Source organism: uncultured Methanobrevibacter sp., from assembly GCF_937898925.1.
Taxonomy (GTDB): domain Archaea; phylum Methanobacteriota; class Methanobacteria; order Methanobacteriales; family Methanobacteriaceae; genus Methanobrevibacter.
In genome coordinates, this window is record NZ_CALDKF010000024.1 from 1 (window position 1) to 5,507 (window position 5,507).

Sequence of the window (5,507 nt, forward strand, 5' to 3'; positions counted from 1 at the left end):
TTTAACTATTCTTCTTCCTCTTTATCCTTCTGACGCTTATAACCAACAAGCAACAATAACAATGCAACAATGCAAATTAGTCCTAATTGGAGATAATCTGAAGACTTGCTAACTACATTGTCATGCTCATCAATCTCATAGGCATTAGGGTTAGCTGCACTGCTTCCACTATCACTAGGACTAGCGGCACTAATGCTTGGAGAAGCATCTCCACCAACACCAGGAGCAGCATCATGATCAGAACCTAAAACAGCATCACTGTTAGAATCTGTTCCATTTCCTGAAACATCACCATCACTGCTGCTATGGCTTTGGCCACGGGCATTTCCGCTTCCACTATGAGAAGTACCATTTCCAACAGCACCACTGAAACCGGTACCATTAGAAGAAGGATTCAAAATCCTATTCAACCAAGCAAAATCACCAGTCCCACGACCAGAACCCTCACGGACATAATCCTTCAACCAGTCAGGATAATAATCTTCGCTCATTGTGTTTTTAGGATTTCCATTGGTGTTGTTTTTTACAATAGTACCTATCGGACGGCTAACTTGATTATTGGTGCTAGCACCCGTATGATTAGAAGTAGTATGAGTGTTTAAAATATTATTAGAAACTGTTGAATTATAAGTAGTGGAGTCCTTGACATCACCAATTAATTTAACACCGTAATTACCATTGGTAGTAATATTATTATACTGAATATTATATGTATGATTTCCACCAGTATTTTGAACATAACTAATGCCATAAACAGAATTCTTAATAGAATTGCCTAAATCATTTACAATAATCGTATTATTCAAAATATTATCACCAGTATCCTGAACCTCAATACCAGTAACTAAGGCATAAGGAGCATAACCATCAACCGTTGCATCACCAGTCACATTAATAAAATTACTAATAATATCAATAAAAGTATCCCCATAGAAATTCTGAGAATAAATCCCACAATTAGGGCCATGATTAAAAGTAGTCAAATTGTTAAAAGCAATCTTAACATGATCAACAGGCCCATTAATTTGAATTGGATAAGCTGTGCTCTGGCAAGTCTTACCTCCGTTAGTAAATACTGAAATATTATTTTTTATAACAGTAACATTATTAAGGTTATATAAATCCAAAGCATAAAGGTAGTTATCCTGACCTACTTTGGTAATAAAATCCTCGCTACGAATAACATTATTCTCAATCATAGAATGACTGCAACCATATAAAATAACAGTATCTAATGTAGGATAATTAAAACTTCTATAATTAACCAATGTATGGATATAATTATTGGACAAAGTCAAATTCTCAGAGCAATCTGCTGCAAAAGCAGCAACAGTATCTGTGCTCACTTTACCATAAGACCCAACAAAAGTCCATAGAATATATTTTATTGGGAGCTCACAATAAATATTATTGCCAGAAACCAAACTATCATGAGTATTTCGTAAAAAAACACCATAATTATAATCATTATCTCCTAAACCATGACCATAAAAGTTGATAGTATTATTAATAATATTCAAACCAACAAAATCATCATCATGACCGTCAGAATAAATGCCGAAAGCTGTAACATTTTCAGGAGTAGTGTAATTTAAAGTGCAGTTATAAATAGTAACATTATCCGCATGAACAAAAATGCCTGCATATTCATTATCTTCGAATTCCTTGTCCAAGACCATTTTAATGTTAGACAACACAATGCCAGTAGCGCCTAAATCGAAAACTGTATTGTAGAAGAGAGAATCCTTTGCAGTGACATGAGTATTATCGGAAGAGAACTTGATTACACCAAAATTGTCAAAATTGCCTCCGAAAATCAGAGTGCTGTTGCCATACTCTGATTTCAACACATTGTCTGCAAAGAACTCATTGAAATTCCCACTGTCTATATAGTAAGTGCCTTTACCTAAAGGCCCATTGGAAACGTTGCTTGAAGCCTTTAAAGACTTATTGGAAGAAGAACCAGAATACACAACATCATCATTGTCTTCAACAGAAACCTCATCCCAACTGGAGATAGGGTCATCTGTGCTTCCAGAAGCTAGATTGGATGATGATGAAATGCTATCGCTGCCACCACCTACAGAAGAGACATAAGATGAATCCTCCACTGCATAAACAGTACTTGACTCAATGTCATCAAGTGAAAGAGAGCCAATCCCATTTGCCAATGAAAGAGAATCGCTATCGGCTGCATAAACGGAAGAGACAGAGACCAATAGGATCATGACCATTGAAAACAATAGCATATGTTTAATCTTTTGCATATTTCAGTTCCCTTATTTTTTTTGATATTCTTTCAACCACCAGATTACATTTTAAAACATAAGTTTTTATAGTTTAATTTACAAGAAAAATTTTTTCCTTTATAATCATAAAAAATTAAAATAAATTTCCATTGGAAAATTTATTTGTTATTCCAATCCAAAATAATCATTGGAATAAGAAATAAATCCCTTGAGAAAAAGATGAAATAAAGAAAGGATAAAAAAAGAATAAAAGCCTACTTATTCCCCTTTTTTATTTTTCTTTATTTTTTGGATATTTTCTCTCCTTTTTGGAAAACTATTTCTTTCGATATGAAATTTAAATGAGGCTTTAAACTATTTTTGAAACTAAACAAAAACTTTTAAATAAATTCTCCCAAATCTTAAAAGAATTTATTTATTATTCCAATCATTGGATTAGAATAAGAAATAAATCCTTATAAAACTTAATTCGCCCTTTTAGAAAATATAAAGGAATTAATAGGTCTAAAAAATGTATTTAGACCCATTAAATAATAAAACAATTTTATTTGACAGTTATTTTTGCTTTTTTGCTGATTGCCTTGTAAGTGTTGTCTCCTGCGAACTTGGCAACAGCAGTGTACTTGCCCTTCTTGGTGAGCTTGACTTTCACGGTTGCAATACCCTTTGCATTGGTCTTTGCAGTGTAGGTCTTCTTGTTGACTGTGAAGGTAATCTTCTTGCCCTTGATTGCTTTTCCTTTAGCATCCTTAAGGGTGAAGGTGACCTTTTTGGTCTTTGCTTTGACCTTGAAGGTCTTTTTAGCGAAAGTAGCCTTTGTTGCTTGCTTGTTGACAGTGACCTTTACAGCCTTCATGGAAGCCTTGTAGTCATTGTCACCGAGGAATGACAAGGTGTAGTAGTATGTACCTGCATTAGCATAGTTGACGTTCACTTTGGCAACGCCGTTCTTGTCAGTTGTGACAGTTGATGTCTTGCCGTTAACAGTCACTTGAACAGCCTTGCTTGCAAGGACCTTGCCGCTAGCATCCTTTAAGGTAATGGACAATGTCTTAGCGACCTTAGCGGTAGTGGTTATGTCGCTTGCAGTAATTGAAGTAGCAGTCTGGTTAATATAAACAGGAACTTCTACAGGGACTTCAACAGTTATGTTGTTTACTATGATGTAAGTGCTTAAGGAAGCGGATGATTCCTTATAGTTAGCATTTCCTTCAAAAGCAGCGCTGAAAGTAACTTTACCGGATAAGTCACTGATGTTTAGGGTAGCCACACCGTTTTCCATTTGGCAAGGAATGCTTTCTTCATTTACAAGAACATTGATCCCATCTACATCAGCAATAGGGTTCCCTTCCATATCTGTTAAAGAGATCACAAGGTTATCTCCATCTACATCCATAGTTAACTTAGAGCCAGCCCTAGATTGAGTAGAGTTTACATAAAAAGCACCACCAATAGGAATAACATCAGTACTTACTTCAAAATCATAATTACAATCTTCAATACTGATTAAATTTTCCATATCACTGATGTATTTTGCAACACCGTTAAATGTGCATCCTTCAAAAGTACAAGCATCGAATTTTACAGCTCCTTCATATTCTGAATTAGTGTAGACTAAAGAATCTGCTTCGATATTTCTAAAAGTACAATTTTTAAACTCTACATTTTCATATTTGTGAATGTCAATTACATTATTATAATTTTCAAAAATACAGTCTTCAAAGACAGTCAAATCATAACCATAATCAGCAGGGTTATGATCAAAATTATTTTCAGAAATGTCCCCGATTATTATTGCATCGGGTCTGAAAGTACAATTTTTAAAAAATCTTTTACCTACACCATAATCTGTATTTAGTTTTAAAGTACTTTCAAAAGTTATATTTATATAAGTGTGAATAGTGCCATCAGCAGTCTGCTCTGGCCAATTTAACTGTGAGAATATAGTGTCATCTTGACCAATTATAGTGTAACTTTTTTGATTACTGCCTAAAAAGTTAGAATAAGTACCTGAAGCAACATATATCACTCCTCCATTAGCAATATTACTCAATGCATCACTATAAGCCCAAATTCCACCATAAGCATTTTCCCAGTCAGCACCTGAAACTATTTGTTCATCATCTTCATCCACAGTATCCTCCCTACTAATATTTATATAAAGTTCAGTAGGATCTCCATCGTCATTTAACCTAATATTTCCAATAGAAGACTTTAAAATAGGTTTTACTTGATTACTAGGAGAAGCTGGCACTCCATTGTAAATGTTACCAGTTCCATTGAAAATCACTGATTGTACACTATTAATGAAGGTATTATAATCGAATATATAATCATTTCCTGAAATAGTAACAGTATCTCCGCTTCCAGTATGATTTATATAAATATTATTACATAGTTTCACATTTGCACTTTCATTTGAGATATAATGTGTACAGTTTTCACAATTAGGGCAATCTGGACAAGTACAATTCCAACAATTACAATAATCTATTGTTTCTGTAATGGCAGAAATTGCTTGACCGTTTGAAGCGCTGTTGTTAGTGAAATTAGAATGACATACAGTTAAGTATCCTAAATTCATAGCACGAATTGCACCGCCAGCACCATTGAGAACATTATTATTGATAAATTTGGATGAGCATACGGTGATATTGTAAATTGATCCATAACTGTATCCACAAATAGCTCCACCATTGTTAGTAGCGGTATTTCCTGTGAATGTGGAGTTTATTACTTCAAGTTTACTGTAAGAGAATAATGCTCCTCCATTTGTACCTGCTACATTGTTAGTAAAATTAGAGCCAACTATACGGCTATAAGCATTAGAATGAGTATGAATTGCCCCAGCCCATTGATATGCACTATTATTTATGAAAGTAGAATCAGTTACATTCATTATACCACAGTTATTAATAGCACCTGGCTCATATCTACCATAATTATCCTCAAATCTACAATTTTTAACATCCATAAATACTGAATTATAAGTTTTATGGTTTGTTATTACACCAAAACTATCATTACAATTAGTGAAATTACATCCAGTAATAGTCATCCACCCTCCATTATTCCAAATAACAGAAGATTGGTAAGCATAAGTATGAACATTGTCAAAACTACAATTAATAAACCTATTAGTTCCAGTAGTAGCTAATTTAAGAAGGATGCTTGCATTTATATTTCTAAAAGTAACATTTGTAAAGGTAATGTCTAAACTACCTGTGCTTTGGAAAGGAATTTGGCTTGAACTTCCCC

General features: G+C 33.9%; 2 protein-coding genes. Both read right to left on the reverse strand.

Annotation, left to right across the window (positions count from 1 at the left end; translation table 11 throughout):
• Positions 1-5 precede the first annotated feature (5 nt).
• A complete protein-coding gene (locus Q0409_RS01825) occupies positions 6-2,267 on the reverse strand; it encodes a hypothetical protein (RefSeq protein ID WP_298534462.1) in 2,262 nt (753 codons plus the stop codon).
• Positions 2,268-2,793: 526 nt separating this feature from the next.
• On the reverse strand, positions 2,794-5,507 hold a 2,714-nt coding region (locus Q0409_RS01830; RefSeq protein ID WP_298534465.1), incomplete at its 5' end, for an Ig-like domain-containing protein.

Excerpts from the sequence above, each read along its gene's own strand:
- Q0409_RS01825 (WP_298534462.1), bottom strand. The coding sequence starts at position 2,267 with ATGCAAAAGATTAAACATATGCTATTGTTTTCAATGGTCATGATCCTA.